This is a genomic window from Burkholderia sp. b14 (genome assembly GCF_900156195.1).
In the GTDB taxonomy this organism is placed as follows: Bacteria; Pseudomonadota; Gammaproteobacteria; order Burkholderiales; family Burkholderiaceae; genus Mycetohabitans.
Window position 1 is genome coordinate 2374774 of sequence record NZ_FTPJ01000003.1, and the last position, 21416, is coordinate 2396189.

21 protein-coding genes are annotated in these 21416 nt (G+C 63.1%); 13 read left to right on the forward strand and 8 right to left on the reverse strand.

The genetic code is table 11. The features are described from left to right. The first annotated feature begins 45 nt into the window (after positions 1-45). Positions 46-1143 carry a Rossmann-fold NAD(P)-binding domain-containing protein gene (locus B0B13_RS15400; protein ID WP_076797371.1) on the forward strand — a complete coding sequence of 366 codons (1098 nt, stop codon included), beginning with the start codon at positions 46-48 and terminating at the stop codon, positions 1141-1143. Positions 1144-1150: 7 nt separating this feature from the next. Here B0B13_RS15400 and B0B13_RS15405 read toward each other — a convergent pair whose 3' ends face one another. Next, positions 1151-1342 carry a hypothetical protein gene (locus tag B0B13_RS15405; RefSeq protein ID WP_076787369.1) on the reverse strand — a complete coding sequence of 64 codons (192 nt, stop codon included), beginning with the start codon at positions 1340-1342 and terminating at the stop codon, positions 1151-1153. A gap of 163 nt (positions 1343-1505) precedes the next feature. After that, the gene (locus B0B13_RS15410; RefSeq protein ID WP_076797005.1) at positions 1506-2207 is read right to left on the reverse strand and encodes a pseudouridine synthase; all 702 of its coding nucleotides are present in this window, start codon (positions 2205-2207) and stop codon (positions 1506-1508) included. 217 nt (positions 2208-2424) lie between these two features. Between B0B13_RS15410 and B0B13_RS15415 the strand changes: the two genes are divergently transcribed. After that, a complete protein-coding gene (locus tag B0B13_RS15415) occupies positions 2425-3735 on the forward strand; it encodes a hemolysin family protein (protein ID WP_076785363.1) in 1311 nt (436 codons plus the stop codon). 852 nt (positions 3736-4587) lie between these two features. Here the strand turns inward: B0B13_RS15415 and B0B13_RS15425 are convergent. Beyond that, positions 4588-5532, reverse strand: coding sequence for a CysB family HTH-type transcriptional regulator (locus B0B13_RS15425; RefSeq protein WP_076797007.1), 945 nt, complete (start codon positions 5530-5532; stop codon positions 4588-4590). 218 nt (positions 5533-5750) lie between these two features. On the opposite strand from B0B13_RS15425, the gene B0B13_RS15430 reads away from it, so the two are divergent. The 6 genes from B0B13_RS15430 to cobA are packed head-to-tail and all read left to right on the forward strand — an operon-like array spanning position 5751 to position 11961. Beyond that, a complete protein-coding gene (locus B0B13_RS15430) occupies positions 5751-7433 on the forward strand; it encodes a nitrite/sulfite reductase (protein WP_076797008.1) in 1683 nt (560 codons plus the stop codon). Between the two features lie 8 nt (positions 7434-7441). Then, positions 7442-8011, forward strand: a complete 570-nt coding sequence (locus tag B0B13_RS15435) for a DUF934 domain-containing protein (protein ID WP_076797009.1) — start codon at positions 7442-7444, stop codon at positions 8009-8011. After that, entirely contained in the window at positions 8008-8772 is a 765-nt protein-coding gene (locus tag B0B13_RS15440; RefSeq protein WP_139337442.1) for a phosphoadenylyl-sulfate reductase, read from the forward strand. Before B0B13_RS15435 ends, B0B13_RS15440 begins: the two co-directional genes overlap by 4 nt. Positions 8773-8798: 26 nt before the next feature. After that, entirely contained in the window at positions 8799-9761 is a 963-nt protein-coding gene (gene cysD / locus B0B13_RS15445; protein WP_076797010.1) for a sulfate adenylyltransferase subunit CysD, read from the forward strand. Between the two features lie 47 nt (positions 9762-9808). Next, positions 9809-11125, forward strand: a complete 1317-nt coding sequence (locus B0B13_RS15450) for a sulfate adenylyltransferase subunit 1 (RefSeq protein WP_076797011.1) — start codon at positions 9809-9811, stop codon at positions 11123-11125. 47 nt (positions 11126-11172) lie between these two features. After that, on the forward strand, positions 11173-11961 hold the full coding sequence (gene cobA / locus B0B13_RS15455) for a uroporphyrinogen-III C-methyltransferase (RefSeq protein ID WP_235090106.1): 789 nt from the start codon (positions 11173-11175) through the stop codon (positions 11959-11961). 49 nt (positions 11962-12010) lie between these two features. Here cobA and B0B13_RS15460 read toward each other — a convergent pair whose 3' ends face one another. The 3 genes from B0B13_RS15460 to lptF form a co-directional block, all read right to left on the reverse strand. Beyond that, the gene (locus B0B13_RS15460; protein ID WP_076797013.1) at positions 12011-12409 is read right to left on the reverse strand and encodes a sirohydrochlorin chelatase; all 399 of its coding nucleotides are present in this window, start codon (positions 12407-12409) and stop codon (positions 12011-12013) included. A gap of 70 nt (positions 12410-12479) precedes the next feature. Next, the gene (gene lptG / locus B0B13_RS15465) at positions 12480-13628 is read right to left on the reverse strand and encodes an LPS export ABC transporter permease LptG (protein ID WP_076797014.1); all 1149 of its coding nucleotides are present in this window, start codon (positions 13626-13628) and stop codon (positions 12480-12482) included. Between the two features lie 3 nt (positions 13629-13631). Continuing rightward, entirely contained in the window at positions 13632-14729 is a 1098-nt protein-coding gene (gene lptF, locus B0B13_RS15470) for an LPS export ABC transporter permease LptF (protein ID WP_076797015.1), read from the reverse strand. Positions 14730-14949: 220 nt separating this feature from the next. On the opposite strand from lptF, the gene B0B13_RS15475 reads away from it, so the two are divergent. The 3 genes from B0B13_RS15475 to B0B13_RS20130 are packed head-to-tail and all read left to right on the forward strand — an operon-like array spanning position 14950 to position 17403. Next, positions 14950-16467, forward strand: a complete 1518-nt coding sequence (locus B0B13_RS15475; protein WP_076785353.1) for a leucyl aminopeptidase — start codon at positions 14950-14952, stop codon at positions 16465-16467. Positions 16468-16522: 55 nt separating this feature from the next. Beyond that, on the forward strand, positions 16523-16939 hold the full coding sequence (locus B0B13_RS15480) for a DNA polymerase III subunit chi (RefSeq protein ID WP_076785352.1): 417 nt from the start codon (positions 16523-16525) through the stop codon (positions 16937-16939). Positions 16940-16986: 47 nt separating this feature from the next. Further along, on the forward strand, positions 16987-17403 hold the full coding sequence (locus B0B13_RS20130) for a DUF2486 family protein (protein WP_139337481.1): 417 nt from the start codon (positions 16987-16989) through the stop codon (positions 17401-17403). Positions 17404-17417: 14 nt separating this feature from the next. On the opposite strand, the gene B0B13_RS20135 is transcribed toward B0B13_RS20130, so the two are convergent. Both B0B13_RS20135 and ilvD read right to left on the reverse strand, forming a co-directional pair. Then, positions 17418-17606 (reverse strand): c-type cytochrome, encoded by a 189-nt coding sequence (locus tag B0B13_RS20135; protein ID WP_139337443.1) that lies wholly within the window; start codon positions 17604-17606, stop codon positions 17418-17420. Between the two features lie 62 nt (positions 17607-17668). Next, a complete protein-coding gene (gene ilvD, locus B0B13_RS15495) occupies positions 17669-19342 on the reverse strand; it encodes a dihydroxy-acid dehydratase (protein WP_076797017.1) in 1674 nt (557 codons plus the stop codon). A gap of 119 nt (positions 19343-19461) precedes the next feature. Here ilvD and B0B13_RS15500 point away from each other — a divergent pair, with 119 nt between their 5' ends. Both B0B13_RS15500 and lgt read left to right on the forward strand, forming a co-directional pair. Further along, positions 19462-20382 (forward strand): LysR family transcriptional regulator, encoded by a 921-nt coding sequence (locus tag B0B13_RS15500; RefSeq protein ID WP_076797018.1) that lies wholly within the window; start codon positions 19462-19464, stop codon positions 20380-20382. Between the two features lie 26 nt (positions 20383-20408). Further along, entirely contained in the window at positions 20409-21320 is a 912-nt protein-coding gene (lgt, locus tag B0B13_RS15505; protein ID WP_076797019.1) for a prolipoprotein diacylglyceryl transferase, read from the forward strand. Positions 21321-21416: the final 96 nt, after the last annotated feature.

Consider the following 21416-nt stretch of genomic DNA (forward strand, 5'->3'; position numbering starts at 1 on the left):
TCGCCTGGGCGCAGCGGCGGTGGTGCGCCTGGGTGGCGGGCCGGGCTGCCGCGCCGCCGTGCTTTTGGCCGCCCCCGCATCCTGGTGGTCGGCTGTGGCGATGTCGGATTGCGCTGCGCGGCATGGCTGCGCGAACGCTTTCGCGTGTTCGCCCTGACGACCCAGCCGGCACGTTTCGCATCGCTGCGCTCGGCCGGGCTCGTGCCGCTGCTTGGCGATCTCGACGACCGGCGTTCGCTGGCGCGCGCCGCACGCGTGGCGCGAGAAATGCTACATTTGGCGCCGCCGCAAGCCTATGGTGCGACAGATTGCCGCACCGCTGCGCTCTTGGCTGCGTTGGGTGCGCGGCGGGGTCTGCGGCACGCTGCCCGTGCACCGCGCGTCGCCATGGGTACGCAGCGCATCGTCACGCGTCGCGCCGTAGGCAGCACGCATGCGATTGTCGGGCGCCTCATGACCGAGAACGCCATTGTACCCGAGCGGTCACCGCGCGCTGTGCGGCACCGACGTTGGCCGCCGGGCCCGCTGCGCCAGCCGCCGCCAGTACGCATTGTCTATCTGAGCACCACAGGGGTCTACGGCGATTGCAATGGTGCGCTCATCGATGAGACGTGGCCCGTGCGGCCGGTCAACGCGCGCGCGGTGCGCCGTGTATCGGCCGAGCGCCAATTGCGTCGCGCTGGCTCACGAGGATCTGTCAAGGTGTCGGTTCTCAGGGTGCCCGGGATCTATGCCATCGAGCGGTTGCCCGTGGAGCGGCTGCGACGCGGTACGCCGGCTTTGTGCGATGTGGACGACGTTTATACCGGTCACGTCCATGCGGACGACCTCGCCGCTATCACGGTTCGGGCGTTATTCCGCGGCCGTCCGCAGCGCGTCGTTCATGCGGTCGACGCTACGCATTGGAAAATGGGCGAGTATTTCGACCGTATCGCTCACGCATGCGGATTGCGCCCGGTGCCGCGCATCACCCGGCAACAGGCCGAGGCCACGCTCGACGCGGCATTGTTATCGTTTATGCGCGAATCCCGCCGCCTGGCCAACCAACGTTTGCGCGATGAACTCTCGGTCAAGTTGCGCTACCCGAGTGTCGAAGACTTTTTGCGCGAGCATGCGCGCCAATTGTCGAGTGTGCACCGTTGAGCGCTGTTCACAACGCGAGCATCGGCATGGCCTCGATGATCGCGAAACACAGCAGTGCGCCAAGGATCGCGCCGATCAAGTTGGGATGGTACTTACGCTTGAGATGAAGCGCGGTCAGCAGGGCCCCAATCAGTATTGCGCCAAGCAGTGCGAACGCAATCATCATATAGGTGATCTCGAAGGTGTCGCCGGTGATCATGGTGCCGTCCTCCACAGCATACGCCCGATGGCGTCCTTATTTATCAGTATAGACACATGACTGCGGAAAGCATGTTGCAGTGCAGCAGCGGCACGCCCGAGCTGACGCGTACAGGAAGGTCCGCAGCTTGCCAGGGTGCCGAAGATCGGTTATGCCGTTCGCTTTATCCCGTCAACATGCCCAGTTCTTTGGTTTCGAGCCACTGCCACTGCCCCTGCGCGAGCGACGCGGGCAGGACGAACCCCCCGATGGCCTCGCGATGGAGTTGCTCGACACGGTTGCCCGCGGCGGCAATCATCCGCTTGACCTGGTGGTACTTTCCCTCGGTGAGCACCAATTCGATCGTGCGTTCATCGCGCCGCCGTGCCGAGCGTGCCTCGCTCACCGCCGGCTCGCCGTGCAGCTGCACTCCCTGACGCAGCGCATTAAGCTGAGTGTCCTGCACTGGATGGCGCGTGGTGGCGACGTACGTCTTCGGTATCTTGCGCTTGGGCGAGCCCAGCCGATGGATAAAGGCCCCATCGTCGGAGAGTAACAACAGGCCCGTCGTATCCGCATCGAGGCGGCCCACGCATTGCACGCCGCGCGTGATCAGCGCAGGGGGAAGTAGGCTATAAACGCTCGGATAGTGCTGCGGCGCGTGTGAGCACTCATACCCGGGGGGTTTGTGCAAGACCAGATAGGCCTTGTGCCGATACTCCCAGCGTACGCCGTGCACGTGGAACACCAGCCCCGCCGTCTCGAAGACGGCATTCGGATCATCGCAGCGTTGCTCGTTAATCGTGATTGCGCCTCGGATGACGAGCGCTCTGCACTCGCGCCGCGATCCGAAGCCTTGGGAAAAAAGAATGCTTTCGAGGTTCATGCGTCGGGATTCTAACAATGCCATCGTCCGCTGCGGTCGATGTAGACTGCGCCCGTTATCGCGTGCCCGCGCACCGGCGCGTCGCGGCTTGCCGATGGCGGGCCCCGTGTGAGCGAGTGCGCAACACTTGTGCGTCAGGCCGATCCGACATCGTCACCTTGCTGACATACAATGGCCCTTTGTTCCCGCGCGTCGGTGAGCTGGTTCGATTTTTCTGATGCAGACATTTCTCGCGTTTGTTGCTGCCCTGCTGCTGGTCTTTCTCAATGGTTTCTTCGTTGCCGCGGAATTCTCGCTGGTCAAGCTGCGCGGCACGCGGGTAGCGGCCATTTCCCGGCAATATGGCTGGCGGGGCCGCGTATTGTCGCGCGTGCATGCCCATCTGGACGCTTACCTGTCAGCCTGCCAACTCGGCATCACGCTTGCATCGCTCGGCCTGGGCTGGTTGGGAGAGCCGGCGTTTGCCCATTTGTTAGCCCCGCTGTTCGGCATGCTGCAAATCGTGCCGCCGCTTGCCGACGCAATCGCGCTGGCGCTGGCGTTCCTGATCATTTCGTTCCTGCATATCGTAGCGGGCGAGCTTGCGCCGAAATCGCTCGCCATCCGGATGCCGGAGCGCGCCGGCCTGCTGACCGCCGTGCCGCTATACCTGTTCTACTGGATCATGTATCCGGCCATTGCACTGCTCAATGTTAGCTCGAACCGGATGCTCGCGTGGTTTGGCCTGTCGGACGCCGGGCAGGCTGAAGCCCCGTATGGTCGTGACGAGCTGAAGCTGATCGTGCGTGCGAGTCGGTCCCATCGGCAGTTCTCGAGCGACGAGCTTAGTACGTTGTCGCACTCGCTGGAGTTCGGCGAACTGACCGCATCCGACCTGATGCGTCCGCTGCGCGACGCGGTGAGCTTCAACGTGAGTCTGTCATTCGACGCGAATCTGGCGTTGGCGGCAAAGAGCCGCTACAGTCGGTATCCGCTCTTCGACGAAAGCGGCGACAAGGTGCTTGGCATGGTCGATGTGAAAGACTTGCTGTTTCGTCGTCTCGAAGGGCATACATCGCGCGACCTGCGCGAACTCGCGCGCCCCGTGCTCGAGGTGTTGCCTGAGATGCCCGCGCTCGAACTGCTGCGGCGCTTTCGCTCGGGTGCGCCTCACTTTGCGGTGATCGGGCGTCCCGGGCTGAAGCCGGTCGGCTTCGTCACGTTGCCGGACCTGCTTGCAGCGCTGGTGGGCCAAATCCGGGACGATACGCGCGCAACTGACGTTGAATGGCAACGGCAGCCGGATGGCAGCGTGATCGGTCGCGGCAGCCTGTCGATCGTTTCGCTCGAGCACCTGCTGGGCGTGGATTTTGGTGAGCAGTCGGCCGAGTCGGTCGGCGGCATGATCCTGGACAAACTGGGCGAATTACCGCAGCAGGGGCAGAGCGTGGACTTCGGCTCATGCCTAATCACCGTCAACGAACGAGTCGGTCCGCGAATCGTGACGGTTAAGGTCTGGCCGAAAACGCCGCAAGGCGCGACAGCTTAGCAGCGCCGAGCCCATTGTCCGCGTCAGCCTGCCTGGTGCTTCACGCCGCCGCGGCAAAACCGACGCAGCGGCATCAGGCGGTCCTCGAACCTGTCGCGGTGCAGCAAATAATCGCGTATGAGGCCAAGCCATTGCCATGCTGTGCTCGATGCGCGCGCGCACTGGAGCCGGCGGAGCTGATGGTCAGGGTGCTCGCCGCTTTATGCCCACTGCCATCGGAAAACTACCTGAGGAGGTCGATCGGCCGTTGAGCGTGACGCGGAAAGGGTTGCCGCAGGCAGTCCATGTGTCGAGCTGGAATACCGACGAAAGAAAAACCCCGTGAGACCTTGATCTCACGGGGTTTGTCCGAATACTGCGGCTTAGCCGAAATATCTGTTGGTGCCCGGGGCCGGAATCGAACCGGCACGCCTTGCGGCGGGGGATTTTCTTCCCACTTCGGCTTTCGCCGCCGCCCTCTCGAGAGAGAACGTTCGTGGTCTGGAGCACGCCTTCACCTTAGCCTTTTGGCCTTAGGTGCCCGCCGTCTGCTCTCTACACCTTCCAAGGCACCTCTCGGCGCCAAGGCTTGGCTCGGCATTAGCTCGGACTTGCGTCCAGGGCCTTCACCGAGTTTGACGGGCTTCACCTCCGGGGTTTCCCCTGAAGGGCTCAAATTTGGTCTGAGTCCCCTGCGTCTACCAATTTCACCACCCGGGCAAAACGGTGAAGCAGTTTGCAACACTACTTCACACTCACTATCTATGAGTGATGCTAATCCGCGTAGGACCGAGGTCACCGCGCGACGCAAACCGTGATTATGTCGCAATTTGGCACGCTCGGCAAGCATGTCAACGCAGATGTTCGCTCACCTCACCCTTCATACGCATTGGCGTTGCCCCGCATCGCCTGTTCGACCCACTTGCGGTTCAGCGCCGGCGAGAGCAATTCGATAAATGTATAGACATAGCCGCGCAGGTAGGTGCCTTGTTTTAATGCAACCCGTGTGGTGTTGGTGCCGAACAGGCGACCAACGGGAATCGCGCGTAGCTGCCGGTCGCGCTCTGCGTTGAATGCGACGTCGGCCATGATCCCCACGCCCAGGCCTAGTTCGACATAGGTCTTAATGACATCTGCGTCGATCGCCTCGAGGATGATGTCCGGTGTGAGTCCGTGCAAAGCGAACGCCTGGTCGATCTTCGAGCGCCCCGCGAACGCGTTGTCATAGGTGATCAACGGAAATTGCGCGAGATCGTCCAGCGTGATCTGTTGCTTTTTGTCAAGCAACGCATGTTCGGGTGGCGTGACCGCCAAGTGATGCCACTGGAATGCCGGCAGCGAGACTAGGTCCTTATACGTCGAGACGGCCTCGGTCGCGATGGCCAGGTCGGCCTGGTCGTGCAGGACCATGTCGGCAACCTGGGTCGGGTTGCCTTGCAGAATGGACAGATGCACCTTTGGAAACCGTTTTTTGAACTCGGCCACCGCCTGTGGCAATGAATACCGCGCTTGCGTGTGGGTCGCGGCGATCACCAAATTGCCTTGGTCCTGCGCTGCGTAGTCTTTTCCGACTCTTTTTAGGCTTTCGACTTCTTGCAGGATTTTTTCCACTGAGGACAGGATGATCCTGCCAGGTTCGGTCAACGAGCGCACGCGCTTGCCGTGCCGGGTGAAGATCTCGACGCCAAGTTCGTCCTCCAACTCGATGATCGCCTTCGATACGCCAGGCTGCGAGGTGTACAGGGCTTTAGCCGCCTCGGTTAGGTTGAAATTCTGACGGACGGCCTCGCGCACGAACCGGAACTGATGCAGGTTCATATATAACCCCTCCGCATATAGACAGAATTTTTTAGTCGTTTGACGTATAAAGCGAGTCTATTACGATTTCCCCAGCTTTTCCAATATCGATATCTGTTTTTGTGCTTTGCAAATGGCGGATTATCTGAACGGGGCGGCGGCGCGTATGTTACCCGGGAAGAGTGGGCCGGCGCAGTGCACTGTCGGCGCGCAACACACACGAAAGACTGGGGCCCTACATGTATCAATACGACCCGTACGACCAGACGATCGTCGACGAGCGCGTCCGGCAATATGCCGATCAGGTCCGCCGGCGTTTGTCCGGAGAACTGACCGAGGAGGAGTTCCGCCCGCTGCGACTGCAAAACGGGTTGTACATGCAGCGGCACGCCTATATGCATCGTATTGCGATTCCGTACGGCAATCTGCGCAGCGACCAGTTGCGAATGCTGGCGCGCATTGCACGCGAGCACGATCGCGGCTACGGCCATTTCTCGACGCGCTCGAACATGCAGTTCAACTGGATCAAACTGGAGGAAACGCCAGAGATCCTGCGCAAGCTCGCGTCGGTGCAGATGCACGCGATCCAGACCTCGGGCAACTGCATCCGTAACATTACCGCTGACCAATTCGCCGGTGTCGCGCCGGACGAGATTGTCGATCCACGTCCATGGGCTGAGTTGCTACGCCAATGGTCCACATTCCATCCCGAATTTGCGTGGCTGCCGCGCAAGTTCAAGATCGCTGTTGCCGGCGCGACGCAGGATCGTGCCGCTGTGCAGTTGCATGACCTGGGCATTTATCTAAAGCGCGACGCCGAGGGCGAGGTGGTGTGCAGCGTGCTGGTGGGTGGCGGCATGGGCCGCACGCCCATTCTGGGCACGATCATCAAGGAGGATTTGCCGTGGCAGCACATGCTGACGTACTGTGAGGCCGTGCTGCGGGTGTATAACCGGTTCGGCCGTCGCGACAATTTGTTCAAGGCGCGGATCAAGATCCTGGTCAAGGCGCTCGGCAAAGACAAGTTCTCGCAGCAGGTGGAGCAGGAGTGGCAACACTTGAAGGACGGCCCCTCGACACTGACCTGCGACGAGGTGCAGCGCGTCGCGCAGCATTTCGTGCCGCCCCCGTATGAAAAGCTGTCCGATACCGACGCGTTGTTCGAAAAGCACTTGCTGGAGAACCGAGCATTCGCGCGCTGGGTCGAGCGCAATGCGCACCCTCATCGCGTACCGGGCTATGCCGCGGTGACGTTGTCATTGAAACCCGGCGCCATGTGGAAATATCAGCCGCCGGGCGATGTGACCGATACGCAGATGGAAGCGCTTGCCGATTGGGCCGATGCGTACAGTTTCGGTCAACTCCGCGTGTCGCATGAACAGAACCTGATCCTGGCGAACGTGAAGAAGGGCGATTTGTATACGCTGTGGGGAAAGGCCCGCGAGATCGGCTGCGGCACGCCGAACATCGGGTTGCTCACCGACATCATCGCCTGCCCGGGCGGCGATTTTTGTTCGCTGGCCAACGCGAAGTCGATCCCGATTGCACAGGCAATCCAGCAGCGCTTTGACGACCTGGATTACGTGTATGACCTCGGCGAGCTGTCGTTGAATATCTCCGGCTGCATGAACTCGTGCGGCCACCACCACGTCGGCAATATCGGCATTCTGGGCGTGGACAAGGATGGCGCCGAGTGGTACCAGGTCTCGCTTGGCGGCGAGCAAGGCAACGCGTCGGCATTGGGCCGGGTGATCGGGCCGTCTTTCGCGGCCGATGAGGTGCCGGAGGTCATCACTAAGGTGATCGATACGTTCGTCGAGCATCGCGTCGATGACGAACGTTTCATCGATACATATAAGCGGATCGGCATTGCGCCGTTCAAGGAACGGGTGTACGCGGCGCGCCAACCGGCGCACGCGTGAGGTGGAAGATGACCCAAGCCATTGAAAAAATCATCCGACAACGCCAGGTCGTGGACGACGACTGGAGCGTCGTGCGTGCCGCGCAGGACGGTTCGCTGCCGCCCGTCCGGTCATTGCCGGCGGGCCGCGTCATCGTGCCGCTGTCGTACTGGCAAGCCGAGCGCGGTGCGTTGCTCGCCGCGCGCGACAAGTCGCAGCGCGGCGTGTGGCTCGCGCCGGACAGCGAGCCGGCCGAATTGGCCGACGACCTGGAGCACATTGCGCTGGTTGCTGTGGACTTTCCGGTGTTCCGCGACGGGCGGGGCTACAGCATTGGGCGGCTGTTGCGCGAGCGCTATGGCTGGAAGGGGCAGCTGCGGGCGATCGGTGATGTGTTGCGCGATCAACTGCTGTACCTATCACGCTGCGGCTTCGATGCGTTTGCGGTGCGCGCGGACAAGGACATCCATGACGCGTTGAAGGCGTTCGACGAGTTCAGCGTGCGCTATCAGGGTGCGTTCGACGAGCCGCGTCCGTTGTTCCGGCGCCGTGTGCAAGCCGCGGTGGCCAGCCACGCGGGCGCGGCGGGCCAGTCATGAGCGAAACCGTCGTCACGTTCGGGCGTGCGGCGCCGCGCGATCCGCTCGTACACGCCGAGCCGCTCACGCCGCAACGCAAGCAGCGCATCGAGAAGCTCGATGCGCTGCTCGCCACCATTGCGGCGAGCCATACGTGTGTGAAGTTCGCCAGCAGCCTGGCCGCCGAGGACATGCTACTGACCCACGCGATTCTGTCGCGCAAACGGTCGATTATTATCTTCTCGCTGAATACCGGACGGCTGCATGCCGAGACGGTCGGCATGATTGAGCAGGTCCGGCAGCGCTATGGTTACGTCATCGAACAATGGCATCCGCAGCAGGATGCAGTCGACGCGTATGTCAGCGAGCATGGGCTGAATGCGTTTTACGACAGCATTGAGCTGCGCAAGCGGTGTTGCGAGATTCGCAAGGTCGAACCATTAAATCGCGCGCTGGCTGGCGCGCAAGCGTGGATGACCGGACAGCGGCGCGAGCAATCGGTCACCCGTGCTCAACTTCCTGAACGAGAGCAAGATGGGGCGCGCGGCATCGCGAAGTACAACCCGCTTGCCGACTGGACCGAGGCCGATGTCTGGGCATACCTGAAGGCGTATGACGTGCCGGTCAATCCATTGCATGCGCGCGGTTACCCAAGCATCGGCTGCGAGCCGTGCACGCGTGCGATCCGCGTTGGCGAGGATAGCCGCGCCGGACGCTGGTGGTGGGAAAGCCGCGACTCGAAGGAGTGCGGGCTGCATCCGGGCGCGCCAGCCCAATCTTGAACCGAATCGAAGCATTAAGGACGACTATGAGCACGTTGCTCGAACCGACGGACATCACTCCCCGCCGCAACATGGCCACGCGCATGGACCACCTGGATTGGCTCGAGGCGGAATCGATCCATATCCTGCGAGAGTTGGTGGCCGAATGCGCAAGGCCGGCGCTGTTGTTCTCAGGTGGCAAGGACTCAGTCGTCGTGCTGCATCTCGCACTCAAGGCCTTCGGCCTCGGCCCGGGGCGCCGCACGCAGCTGCCTTTTCCGCTGGTGCACATCGACACGGGGCACAACTACCCGGAGGTCATTGCATTCCGGGACCGCCGCGCTGCGCAGATCGGCGCGCACCTGGTGGTGGGTCACGTCGAGAACTCGATCCGGCGCGGCACGGTACGGCTGCGGCGCGAAACCGATTCGCGCAACGCCGCGCAGGCGGTGACGTTGCTGGAGACGATCGACGCACACCGCTACGACGCGATGATCGGCGGCGCGCGCCGCGACGAGGAGAAGGCTCGGGCAAAGGAGCGGATTTTCTCGTTTCGGGACGAGTTCGGCCAATGGGACCCGAAAGCGCAACGGCCGGAGCTGTGGAGCTTGTTCAACACGCGCCTGCATCCAGGCGAGCACCTGCGTGTGTTCCCGATCTCGAACTGGACCGAACTTGACGTCTGGCAGTACATCGCGCGCGAAAACCTCGAGTTGCCGTCGATTTACTATGCGCACGAGCGCGAGATCGTGCGCCGCAACGGCCTGCTGGTGCCGGTCACGCCGCTCACGCCCAAGCGCGACGCAGAGACTAGCGAGTCCTTGCTGGTGCGATTTCGCACCGTCGGCGACATCAGTTGCACCTGCCCAGTCGCCAGCGACGCGGACACGGTCGAGAAGATCATTGCCGAGACCGCGGTGACGCAGATCACCGAACGCGGCGCGACCCGAATGGATGACCAAACCTGCGAGGCGGCGATGGAGCAGCGCAAGAAGCAAGGGTATTTCTGAGCGCCCGCACCGGTTCCCTGTCCCGATACGAATTGACGTAAAACACCATGAGCCTGAACCAGACTGAAGACCTCGGCGTACTGCGTTTCATTACCGCCGGCAGTGTCGATGACGGCAAGAGCACGTTGATCGGGCGCTTGCTGTATGACAGCAAGGCCGTGTTGTCCGATCAGTTGTCGGCGCTGTCGCGCGCGAAGAACAAGCGCGCCGTCGGCGAGGACATTGACCTGTCGCTGTTGACCGATGGGCTGGAGGCCGAGCGCGAGCAGGGTATCACGATCGATGTGGCATACCGGTACTTCGCCACTGCCAAGCGCAAGTTCATCATTGCGGACACGCCGGGGCATGAACAATACACGCGCAACATGGTGACTGGCGCGTCGACCGCGCACGCGGCGATCATCCTGGTGGACGCAACGCGGGTCAGCGTGGACGATGCGGCACGCACGCAGCTGCTGCCGCAGACCAAGCGCCATAGCGCAATCGTCAAGTTGCTGAGCTTGTCGCATGTGATCGTCGCGATCAACAAGATGGATCTGATCGAGTTCAGCGAGGAACGTTTCAACCAGATTCGCGATGCTTACGCCGAGCTGGCCGCGCAGCTGGGTCTGGCCAACGTGCGCTTTGTGCCGGTCTCGGCGCTCAAGGGCGACAACATTGTCGCCGCGAGCGAGCGCATGCCGTGGTATGCCGGCGAGCCGCTACTGGATATGCTGGAGTCGCTGCCGGTAGACCCGCAGGTGAACGCGGCGTTGCGTCTGCCGGTGCAGTGGGTCGCGCGGCAGGACGGCGCGCAGGCGGATGATTTCCGCGGTTACATGGGGCGCGTCGAATCCGGCGAGATTGAGGTCGGGCAGACCGTGACCGTGCTGCCGAACCCGCGCCGGGCGAGCGTGGCGGAGATCATCGCGCCGGTGCCAGGTGGCACCGCCTCGGTCGATCGCGCGTTTGCCGGCCAATGCGTGACGGTGCGTCTGGCCGAGGATATCGACGTATCGCGCGGCGATACGCTGGTTGCCGCGGACGATGTTCCGACGCCGGCCCGCAAGCTGCAGGCGGACCTGTGCTGGTTCGACGACGCGCCATTGACACCGCAGCGCAAGTACCTGCTCAAGCAGATGAGCGCGACTGTGTTTGCGCGCGTTAGCGCGATCGAGCGGGTGCTCGATGTGCATACATTGTCGCATGCCACCGGGCGGAACGCATTGGCAATGAACGATATCGGCACGGTGTCATTGACGCTGCAAAAGCCGGTGGTTGTGGACACATATGATACCCATCCAGGTACCGGGGCGTTCGTGCTAATCGACGACGTGACCCACCATACGGTCGCCGCTGGCATGATCCGTGCCCATTCGGCGTGATATATCACATTGTGAGCCATTGATCGCGCGAACGGACAGGAACGATGATGGGCAAGGTGTACTTGATCGGTGCGGGACCCGGTGCGTCGGATCTCATTACGGTGCGCGGCGCCCGCATTCTGGGCATTGCCGATGTGGTGCTGCATGATGCGCTGGTCGAGCCCGGTATGCTCGAGCACGCGCCGCAGGCCCGTAAGATGGCGGTCGGCAAGCGGTGCGGCCAGCGCTCAAGCGCACAGCATTTCATCAACAAACAGATCATCGATGCAGCGCGCGAACACGCGCTGGTCGTGCGGCTCAAGGGGGGTGACCCGATGTTGTTTGGCCGCGCCGATGAAGAAATCCGTGCGCTGGAGGCGGCTGGCATCGACTACGAGATTGTGCCCGGTATCACCGCTGCACTGGCCAGCGCGGCGACGCTGCGCCGCCCATTGACGCTGCGCGGTGTCGCGCGCAGCGTCGCATTCGCGACGCACAGCCGGGCGTCCGGGTCCGACGAGGTCCGCGAGCGCGTCAATGCAGATTCGCTGGTCTACTACATGGGGCGCGACAGTGCAGTGACGATTGCGCGACAACTGATTGATGCCGGCCGTTCGCCGCGCACGCCGGTGGCGATCGTCGAGGCGGCGAGCACCGAACGTGAGCGTACGCTGACATTGACGCTCGACGAGATGGCGCACGGTCGCGCACAGCCTTGGCTCGACCCATCCCAGCCGAGTCTGCTGATGATCGGCGACGCGTTTGCGCCGCGCGAGACTTTTGGTACAGGCGAAACCATTGATACCGCATCGCAGGCATGGCCGGTCACACTGCCGGCGCTGCAGTTTGCTGCATGAGTCGTGCGCGCACCGCCGCGTAGCCATGCGCGCGGGGGGCTGCACGAGATCAGCGGGATTCGCGCAGGGCGCGCTCGCAGTATCCCGCGAGCGCGTGCAACACCGCTTCGTCCTCGCCGACGGATGACGCGCAATCGATGTGCACGTGCGGATGGGTGGCGCGAGCTTGACTGAGCAACGCCGGTAAGTCGCGTTGCACGTGGCCGCCCTGGCCCATAAACATCGGCACGACGACGATCCGGTTACATCCGTCGGCGACCTGTGCTGCAATCGCGGCCTGCAGCGGCGGTGCCATCCATTCCAGGAACGCGAGCGACACCGGGCCCTCGTCTTGCTGCGCACGGCGGCGCACTCGCACGAGCGACGCGACCCGCTCGAACGGCTCGGCCCAGCGCGAATCACGCGCGCCGTGGCCTAACAGAATCAATCCGCTGCTTGATGCTGACATGGCGATACTCCTGGTCGATCACGCACCGCACTGGCACGGTGGGGCTATCGAGATGACACCGGCGTGGGCGTCAGTGGCGGTCGACCCAGCGCAGCGCGAGCAATCCCAACGCAAGATAGATCAGGCCAGGTGTTGCGGCTGTCAACGGCGCGGGCCAGGTGTTGAGCGTGCCGATGTGCGAGAATAGCGTGTTGAACAGCTGGAAGCTCATGCCGAGCATGATGCCGCCGAACACCTTGACGCCGACGACGCCCGCGCGCGTATGCAGGTAGGCAAACGGCAGCGACAGCACCAGCATCACGAATACTGCGAACGGATAGAGCAGCTTGCGCCACAGCGCAATCATATAGCGTTGCGGATCCTGGTGATTCTCGCGCAAATGCTGCACGTACGAAAACAGGTTCGTCATCGACATCCGGTCCGGCGCAACCAGCAACACCGACAGGATCTGCGGTGTTAGCTCGGAGCGCATCGGGTACTCTGGCATCGAAACTTGTGCGGACTTGTACACGGGGTTGAGCACGTCCTTGGCTGTCGCGGCGGCCGGCGCCACATCGTGCAACTGCGTTTCCGTCACGCCCTTGAGTAGCCACTGGCCCGGTCGTACGTAGCGGCCGCTGTCGGCTGTGCGCACGTCCGCAAGACGGAACTGTGAATCGAATTCGTAGATCCGCACGTTCGAAATGGTCGCGTCCGGCTTTAGCTCTCCTACGTTCACGAAGCGCGTGACCTGCGCGGTGGTGCCATTGCCCGGCACCGTATCCTTGACCCACACGCCCGATTGGAAATTGCTCGATACCGAGGAGCCGAGCGCCTCCAGGCGCACGCGCTCGGACAACTGGTCGGTGTAGGGGCCGACGACTTCGCCGATCACGAAGGTCAGCACGACGATCGGCACGCCGATTTTCAGCAGGGAGCCGAGCGCGCGGTGCGTGGATAGCCCCGAGACGCGAAAAATCGTGAACTCGGAGCTGGCCGCCATCTGCGCGAACACATAGATCGCGCTGATTAGCGCAGCGACCGGAATGATCTCGTAGAACCGCGACGGCGTCTGCAGCATCACGCGCAGCACCGCATAGCTGAACTTATAGTTGCCGTGCCCGACGGAGTTCAGTTCGCTGATCAGGTCAAAGAAGAAAAACAACCCCGAGAACGCGAACAGGATGAACGCAAAGGTCAGGTAGACCTGCTTGGCGAAGTACCTTTCGTAGAGGCGCATCGGTCAGCCTCCGGACGCCGCGCGCAGCGCCGGGCGCCGCAGCAGTGGACGGTTGCGCACGCGCAACCAGAACACGAAGGCGACGATCGTCGAGACAATCACGTGCAGTCCCAGCAGCCCGGGCATGAACGCGATTTTGCCTTGCTCGACCCAGGCTTGAACCAGGTTCATTAGGTTCGAATACGTCAGGTAGATGAGCACTGCGAGCACCAGATTAATCGTGCGGCCGCGCCGCGGGTTCTGGTACGCGAGCGGAATCGCCAGCAGCATCAGGTTGAGCGCAGTCAACGGCAGGCCGGCCCGCCACGCGAACTCGGCCAGATTGGTCGTGTTCGGCTCGCGCAGCAGCGTGGCCGTCGGCAGGCTGGTGGTCGTTGGCCGGTTCACCAGTTGTTGGCTCTGGATCTTGACCCCGTAGCGCGCGAATTCCATGATGCGAAAATCGGGCTTGCCCGGTTCGCCATCGTAGCGGCGTCCGTTCTCCAACACGACGAAGCGGTCGCCATTCGGGTGGATCTCCGTATGGCCGGTCTTGGATACGACGACGTTGACCTTGCCGTTTTCCGTGCTCGTCACGAATACGTTTTCGACGCGTTTTTGATCGGGGCTCATTTTCTCGATGAAGAACACCCGATGGTTCGAGGCGGACTCGCGAAACTGGCCGGGCGCGAGCAGCGACACCTCGTCGCGCTGCTGGAAGCGCTCACGGATCAGCTTGCTTTGCTCATTCGCCCACGGCCAGCCAACGAATGCAAAAAAGGCGATTAGTACGACGATCGGCGCTGCAAACGTCGCGATCGGTTTGATCAGCCGGGTCAGGCTCACGCCGGACGAAAACCAGACCACCATCTCGGAGTCACGGTACCAGCGCGTGAGCACGAACAGGATCGACACGAACAGCGTTGCAATCAGCATCACCGCCACATAGCTGATCATCGTCAAGCCGATCAGCACGACGACGTCGCGAGGATCGATCTCGCCCGAGGCGGCAAAGCCAACGATGCGGATCATCATCGTCGTCAGCACGAGGGTGAGCAGCACGAGGAAAACCGCGCCGGCCGTATAGGCGAGTTCGCGCTGCAAGGAGCGTTCAAGGATCATCTGGTCACATCATGTTCGTGTCCCGGCTGCTGGCTTGGACCACGGTGGCGAGCCGGGATTGACAGCTTATCCACGATGGGCGTTTCCATGCGCGTGACGCACGTGGACCGGTCCGTCGAAGACGGACATCCGGCGCCAGCAACGCCGCGGTAGCAAAAATAGCGGATAATTGCGGCTTGGTTTGACTAACAGCCCAGGATTCTAGCCAAGGACGAGCGCGATGGACTTTAGCACAAAAGCCTGTGATTGGAACAAAGCCGCGGACAGCGCCTTGCTCAACGCAAAGTCGGATTGCATCGTGGTCGGCGTATTCGATGCGCAGACGCTGTCCGGTGCCGCACAAAAGCTTGATGCCGCGACCAAGGGGCTGGTCAGCCGCCTGGTCAAGAGCGGCGACTTAGGCGGCAAGGCCGGCTCGACGCTAATGCTGCGCGAAGTGGCTGGCATTGGCGCGTCGCGCGTGTTGCTGGTGGGTTTGGGCAAGCAGGACGCGCTGGGCCCGAAGACGTTCACCGAGGCGGCGCGCGCGGCGTGGCGCGCGGTATTGGCCACGCGCGCAGCCAGCGTGACATGGGCGCTCGCGCAGGTGGCGGTCAACGACCGCGATGCCAGCTGGAGCGCGCGTATGAGCGCGTTGACGCTGCGCGAGCTGACCTACCAATATACGCAGACCAAGTCTAAGCCGGCGGCCGACGCGGCCAATGGCGGCGCAGTGAAGAAGGTGATCGTGGTCGTGGACCCCGCACACGAGAAGGCGGTGCGCGTTGCGTTAAAGGAGGGCGTGGCGATCGCCAATGGCATGGATCTGACCCGCGAGCTGGGCAACCTGCCGGGCAATATTTGCACGCCGACGTACCTGGCCGGTGTCGCGAAACAACTGGCGAAGGACTGGAAGCTCAAGGTCGAGGTGCTGGGCCCGAAGCGGATCGAGGCGTTGAAGATGGGCTCGTTTCTGTCGGTCGCCAAGGGCTCGGCGCAGCCGCCGCAATTCATCGTGCTGCAGCACCAGGGCGCTGGGGCGAAGCAGGCGCCGGTGGTGCTGGTCGGCAAGGGCATCACATTCGACTCGGGGGGCATCTCGATCAAGCCGGGTGAAGGCATGGACGAGATGAAGTACGACATGTGCGGTGCCGGCTCGGTGCTCGGCACGTTCCGCGCGATTGCCGAGATGGGCTTGAAGCTGAACGTCGTTGGCCTGATCCCGACTTGCGAGAACATGCCGAGCGGCAATGCGAACAAGCCGGGCGACATCGTGACCAGCCTGTCCGGCCAGACGATCGAGATTCTGAACACCGACGCCGAGGGGCGGCTGGTCCTGTGCGATGCGCTCACGTATGCGGAGCGCTTTAAACCGGCCGCCGTGATCGACATCGCGACGCTGACTGGCGCCTGTGTGATCGCGCTGGGGCACCACAATAGCGGCTTGTTCTCGAAGGACGACGCGTTGGCCGACGCGCTGCTCGCGGCCGGCCGCCGCGCGTCGGATCCCGCGTGGCGGTTGCCGCTGGACGACGAATACCAGGAGCAGCTGAAGTCGAATTTCGCGGACATGGCTAACATTGGTGGGCGGCCAGCCGGCAGCGTGACGGCCGCGTGCTTTCTCGCACGTTTTGCGCAAGCTTACCCGTGGGCGCACCTGGATATCGCCGGCACCGCGTGGAAGAGCGGCAGCGCAAAGGGCGCAACCGGACGCCCCGTGCCGCTGCTCACGCAATTTTTGATCGATCGCGCGAAGTGATGCCCGCCGAAGCGTACCGTGTCGCATCAATAAACCAGCGAGGCTCGGGCTGCCGATGACCCGTGTGGACTTTCACACCCACGTCGCGGATCCACTGGGCTATGCGTGTCGGCTGGCGCGCAAGGCCTACCAGGCCGCGCAGCCGCTCGTCGTGCTGGGCGAGCCCGCCGTGCTGCGCGCCTTCGACGAGCGGCTGTGGACGTTTTCGCCGTTGGACTTCATCCCGCATTGCATGGCCGGCTCGGCGCTGGCTGACGAGACGCCGGTGGTGCTGACCACCGACCTGGATCAGGCGCCACACTACGCGATCCTGCTCAACCTGGGCAGCGCGGTGCCGCCGCAATTCGCGCGTTTCGAGCGGTTGCTCGAGGTTATCGGCAATGACGAGCACGGGCTCGCGGCCGGGCGCGAGCGGTACCGTTTCTATCGGGACCGCGGCTACACGTTGAACATGTATAAGCAAGGCGAGTGACGGATGCCGGTTCGGCGCCGCAATCCGTATTGACCACGGAGTGGACCATGACTGACCCGATCGACGAATCCATCCCGGTGCTGACCAACGTGCTGGTCAGTGGCGCGCCCGAGATGGCCCGCAGCCGCGCGCAATGGCTCGTCGAGCGGTGCACGACGGAACCGGCGTGTACCCCTGCGTCCCGTATCGATGCCGATTTCGTGCCGGTGCCGCAGGACGGCGGATGGACTGCGCCCGACGTGGACCGTATCGTCGAACGGCTGCGTGCTCGTCTGGGCGTGTACCTGACCGGCGAGGGACGCGATGCGATCGAGGCGCGCTGCCGCGAGGCGTTCGCCGAGCATGCGGGTTGGCTCGTGAGCCAGGTCACGCGCGAAGTCGTGCTGACGCTCGAAACAGAATTGGAGCAGTGGGTGCACGATGCGCTGGATGCTGAGATCGAGCAGCGCGCCGACCAGCACTGAACCGATGCCGCGGGCTACCGCAGCCGGAGGATCCACGCGGCGAGTGCGGCCGCCTGCGCATCGGTGATCTGGGTATTGGCCGGCATCGGCACATTGCCCCACGTGCCTGCGCCGCCATCGATGATCTTGCGCTGCAGCCGTACCGAGGCGTCCGGCTGGTGGGCATAGTGCGCAGCGGTCTCCCGAAATGACGGCGCCAGCATTCGATGCGTGACGCGATTATACGGGTCCCGGCGCGGGACCGCCGGAACCTGCGCTTTGCGGCTCAGCCGGTGACGGCGCCTTGGTCGGCCGGGCGCGCGAGTTCGGCATACTTGGCAAGCACGCCGCGGGTATAGCGCGGCTTGGGCTGGGTCCATGCGGCGCGGCGGCGCGCCAGTTCGACCTCGTCAACGTTTAATTGCAGCAGCAGCTTGTGTGCGTCGATCGTAATCGAGTCGCCTTCCTGCACCAGCGCAATCGTGCCACCGGCGAAGGCTTCCGGCGCGACATGGCCGACCACCATGCCCCAGGTGCCGCCGGAGAAGCGTCCATCGGTGATCAGCCCGACGGATTCGCCCAGCCCTTTGCCGATGATGGCGGAGGTCGGCGCGAGCATTTCCGGCATGCCGGGTCCACCCTTGGGGCCGAGATAGCGCAGCACCATCACGTCACCGGCCTTGATCCGGTCCGCCAGAATTGCCTCGAGCGCACTCTGCTCGTCATCGAACACACGGGCTGGCCCCGTGATGACAGGGTTTTTCAGGCCGGTGATTTTCGCGACCGCGCCAGACTCGGCCAAATTACCTTTCAGGATCGCCAGATGCCCCTCGCTGTACAGCGCCTTATCGATCGGGAAGATCACCTGCTGGTCCGCGCGGGGCTGGCTCGGCACGTCTTTCAGTGCCTCGGCGATCGTTTGGCCGGTGATCGTCACGCAGTCCCCATGTAGCAGGCCGGCGTCCAGCAGGATCTTCAGCACTTGCGGAACGCCGCCGGCGCGATGCAGGTCGGTGGCCACATATTGGCCGGACGGCTTCAGATTGCAGATCACCGGCACACGCTTGCGGATGCGCTCGAAGTCATCGATCGTCCATTCGACCTCGGCGGCGTGCGCGATGGCCAAATAGTGCAGCACCGCATTCGTCGAGCCACCGGTTGCCATGATCAGCGATACGGCGTTTTCGATCGATTGGCGCGTGATGATGTCGCGCGGCTTCAAGTCATTTTTCACCGCTTCGACGAGCACGCGCGCCGATTCGGCGGCGGATGCGACCTTCTCGTCGTCCGGATTGGCCATCGTCGACGAGTACAGCAGCGACATGCCCAGCGCCTCGAATGACGAGCTCATCGTGTTCGCAGTGTACATGCCGCCGCACGAACCGGTGCTCGGACACGCGTTGCGCTCGACCTCATCAAAGTCCTCCTGCGTCATGCGTCCCGCGGTGAACTCGCCGACCGCTTCGAACGACGACACAATCGTCAAATCCTTGCCCTTCCAGTGACCCGGACGGATCGTGCCGCCGTAGATATAGATGCCCGGCACGTTCATCCGGGCCAATGCCATCATGCCACCCGGCATGTTCTTGTCGCAGCCGCCGATGACCGCCACGCCATCCATCCACTGCCCCTGCACGCAAGTCTCGATGCAATCGGAGATCACTTCGCGCGACACCAGCGAGTACTTCATGCCTTCCGTGCCCATCGACATGCCGTCCGAGATGGTCGGCGTGCCGAACGTTTGTGCATTGGCGCCGGCGTCCTTGATCGCGCCGACTGCCGCGTCGGCGAGCCGTTGCAACCCCGCGTTGCATGGCGTGATCGTTGAGTGACCGTTGGCGATGCCGATCATCGGCTTGTCAAAATCTTCCTTCTTATAGCCGAGCGCGTAATACATCGAGCGGTTCGGCGCACGGGCGATGCCTTGAGTGATGTTCTTCGAACGACGGTTGTATGGCATGGTGGGGAAACTCCTATGGCTTTGTGTAACAGCATGCAGTGGCGCGAATCAAATGTCCAATATATTATTTGAAGCTAATAAAGTCATAAAATGTATCAGTTTCCACTCCGCCTTCACCTATGTCCTTCGATTTGCGCCAATTGCGCTACTTTGTCACGCTGGCCGAGGAACAGCACTTCAGCCGGGCGGCGGCCCGTCTCGCGATGACGCAGCCGCCGCTGTCGCAGGCGATTCGTTTGCTGGAGGACGCGCTCGGCGTGCGTTTGTTCGAGCGCACCAAACGCTCGGTCGAGCTGACACCGGTGGGCGCCGCGCTGCTGCCCGAAGTGCGGCGGGTGCTGGCCGCCGCCGATGCGTTGGCGCCGCTCGCGCGCAGTCTGGCGCAGGGCGAGACTGGGGTGCTTGCGTTGGCGTTCGTGTCGAGCGCCGACTATGGGCTGCTGCCCGGTCTGTTGCGGCAATTCGGTGAACGTTTTCCGCGCGTCAGGCTCCAGTTGCTTGAGGCGACCAGTGACGTGCAGATTGACGAACTGGTGGCCGGACGCATCGACGCGGGCATCGTAATCCCGCCGATTCCGCCCCGTCATGCGGCCGCGCTGTCATATCTGCCGATCGCGCGTGAGCCATTGATCGTCGCCCTGTCGTGCGAACTGGCCCAGGCGCTGGACACGGCGTACAACCAGGCGGAAATCGAGCTGGCGCAGTTCGCCGACGTGCCGCTGGTGATCTTCCCGCGGCGTTTGGCGCCCGCGTTTTATGACATCATAATGGGCTGCTACAAGGCTGCGGGCATCGTGCCGCGGATCGGCCAGGAAGCGATCCAGATGCAGACGATCGTCAGTCTTGTGTCGGCCGGCATGGGCGTCGCGTTGGTGCCGCAATCGCTTCGCAACTTGCGGCGTACGGGCGTCGTCTACCGAGCGCTGCGCGGTGCGCTGCCGGTCGTCGAAACGGGCCTAGTATGGCGCACGGGCGATGTCAGCCCAGTACTGGCGGGCTTCATCGACGTCGTGTGCGCGCATGCGCTATTGACCCCCTGACATCCTACTGACCTCAGATTCCTATCGTGCTGATTCATCCGAATTTCGACCCCGTTGCGCTCCACCTCGGTCCACTCGCGGTGCGCTGGTACGGGTTGATGTACCTGGTCGCGTTCATCGCGGCGATCGTTGTCGGCCGGTTGCGGCTGCGCCTGCCGCATGTCGCGGCGCAAGGCTGGACGTTGCGCGACATCGACGACATGCTGTTCTATGGTGTGCTAGGCACGATCCTCGGCGGCCGCCTCGGCTACGTGCTGTTTTACAAGGCCGACTTCTACCTGGCCCATCCGGTTGACATCTTCAAGGTCTGGGAAGGCGGGATGTCGTTCCACGGCGGCTTCCTCGGCGTGACGCTCGTGATGCTCGTGTTCGCGTACCAACGCAACCGCACGTGGCTGCAGGTCACCGATTTCGTCGCGCCGATGGTGCCGACGGGGTTGGCAGCCGGCCGGTTCGGCAATTTCATCAACGGCGAGCTGTGGGGGCGCGTCACGGCGCCAGATGCTCCGTGGGCGATGGGATTCCCCGGCGCAGTCAATGAAGATCTGGGGTGGCTCGCGTCGCATCCGCTGCAAGCCGCGCAATGGCACTTGCTGGACGTGTTCCAGCGCTACTCTATGCTGCCGCGTCATCCGTCACAGCTTTATGAGATCGCGCTGGAGGGCGGTGTGCTGTTCGTCGTGCTCTGGTGCTTCGCACGCAAGCCGCGTCCGGTCGGCGCCGCCTCGGCGGTCTTCCTGCTCGGCTATGGCATGGCGCGCTTCACGGTCGAGTTTGCGCGCGAGCCGGACGACTTTCTCGGATTGCTCGCGTTCAATCTGTCGATGGGGCAGTGGCTTTCCCTGCCGATGATCGTGGTCGGCGCACTGGTGCTCGTCTGGTCCTACAGGCACAATGCGCGTCTGCCCGGTGCCCGCTCGGCGGACTCGGCCGGCTGACGCACGCTGCGCACAGCCCACGCTCATGTGCCCGCACAGCCCATACTCATGTGCCGGCGCCCGCGACACGCGTGCGCGGCGAGGGCGGGCAGCGGC

Excerpts from the sequence above, each read along its gene's own strand:
- B0B13_RS15440 (WP_139337442.1), top strand. The coding sequence starts at position 8,008 with ATGAGCGAAACCGTCGTCACGTTCGGGCGTGCGGCGCCGCGCGATCCG.
- B0B13_RS15415 (WP_076785363.1), top strand. The coding sequence starts at position 2,425 with ATGCAGACATTTCTCGCGTTTGTTGCTGCCCTGCTGCTGGTCTTTCTC.
- B0B13_RS15405 (WP_076787369.1), bottom strand. The coding sequence starts at position 1,342 with ATGATCACCGGCGACACCTTCGAGATCACCTATATGATGATTGCGTTC.
- B0B13_RS15450 (WP_076797011.1), top strand. The coding sequence starts at position 9,809 with ATGAGCCTGAACCAGACTGAAGACCTCGGCGTACTGCGTTTCATTACC.
- B0B13_RS15500 (WP_076797018.1), top strand. The coding sequence starts at position 19,462 with ATGTCCTTCGATTTGCGCCAATTGCGCTACTTTGTCACGCTGGCCGAG.
- B0B13_RS15475 (WP_076785353.1), top strand. The coding sequence starts at position 14,950 with ATGGACTTTAGCACAAAAGCCTGTGATTGGAACAAAGCCGCGGACAGC.
- B0B13_RS15460 (WP_076797013.1), bottom strand. The coding sequence starts at position 12,409 with ATGTCAGCATCAAGCAGCGGATTGATTCTGTTAGGCCACGGCGCGCGT.
- B0B13_RS15430 (WP_076797008.1), top strand. The coding sequence starts at position 5,751 with ATGTATCAATACGACCCGTACGACCAGACGATCGTCGACGAGCGCGTC.
- B0B13_RS15425 (WP_076797007.1), bottom strand. The coding sequence starts at position 5,532 with ATGAACCTGCATCAGTTCCGGTTCGTGCGCGAGGCCGTCCGTCAGAAT.
- lptF (WP_076797015.1), bottom strand. The coding sequence starts at position 14,729 with ATGATCCTTGAACGCTCCTTGCAGCGCGAACTCGCCTATACGGCCGGC.
- lptG (WP_076797014.1), bottom strand. The coding sequence starts at position 13,628 with ATGCGCCTCTACGAAAGGTACTTCGCCAAGCAGGTCTACCTGACCTTT.
- B0B13_RS20135 (WP_139337443.1), bottom strand. The coding sequence starts at position 17,606 with ATGCTGGCGCCGTCATTTCGGGAGACCGCTGCGCACTATGCCCACCAG.
- cysD (WP_076797010.1), top strand. The coding sequence starts at position 8,799 with ATGAGCACGTTGCTCGAACCGACGGACATCACTCCCCGCCGCAACATG.
- B0B13_RS20130 (WP_139337481.1), top strand. The coding sequence starts at position 16,987 with ATGACTGACCCGATCGACGAATCCATCCCGGTGCTGACCAACGTGCTG.
- ilvD (WP_076797017.1), bottom strand. The coding sequence starts at position 19,342 with ATGCCATACAACCGTCGTTCGAAGAACATCACTCAAGGCATCGCCCGT.
- B0B13_RS15480 (WP_076785352.1), top strand. The coding sequence starts at position 16,523 with ATGACCCGTGTGGACTTTCACACCCACGTCGCGGATCCACTGGGCTAT.
- B0B13_RS15410 (WP_076797005.1), bottom strand. The coding sequence starts at position 2,207 with ATGAACCTCGAAAGCATTCTTTTTTCCCAAGGCTTCGGATCGCGGCGC.
- cobA (WP_235090106.1), top strand. The coding sequence starts at position 11,173 with ATGGGCAAGGTGTACTTGATCGGTGCGGGACCCGGTGCGTCGGATCTC.
- B0B13_RS15435 (WP_076797009.1), top strand. The coding sequence starts at position 7,442 with ATGACCCAAGCCATTGAAAAAATCATCCGACAACGCCAGGTCGTGGAC.